1 pseudogene is annotated in these 435 nt (G+C 73.8%); it reads left to right on the plus strand.

Annotated features, from left to right (window positions below):
• A pseudogene (locus FV228_RS33695) lies at positions 1–261 on the plus strand (hypothetical protein); the annotation flags it as partial.
• Positions 262–435 lie beyond the last annotated feature (174 nt).

Consider the following 435-nt stretch of genomic DNA (forward strand, 5'->3'; position numbering starts at 1 on the left):
CTGGGCCGCGACCTGCGCAGCGCCGACGCGCGGCTGGCCGGCCTCCGGCTGGGCCGCGCCGGGGGGATCTGCGGTACGGTCGAGGTCAGGAACCGGATGGGGACCTACACGGGCCCGCGTCCCTTCGTGGCCGATCTCGGTGCCGGGTTCGCCGGGCGGCTGCCGGAGGGCGCGGAACTGCGCAATCCCGGGAGCGCGGCCGACTTCACGAGACTGGAGCGCGCGCGGGCGATGTTCGTGGAGAACTGTATCGACCGGTGATATCCAGGCCCGATCCCCGATCCGAGCCGGACGCGCCCGCCGGATCGGCTGTCGGGATCGCCACACGGCACCGGCGTCCCTGATGGAGTGTTCCCGCATGCGAATCCGCAGCCTGTTGCCGACGACGCTCGTGTTGGCCGTCCTCGCGGCGCCGGCCCTCGGCCAAGCGCCGGC

It is taken from the genome of Methylobacterium sp. WL18 (genome assembly GCF_008040015.1).
GTDB classification, from domain to species: domain Bacteria; phylum Pseudomonadota; class Alphaproteobacteria; order Rhizobiales; family Beijerinckiaceae; genus Methylobacterium; species Methylobacterium mesophilicum.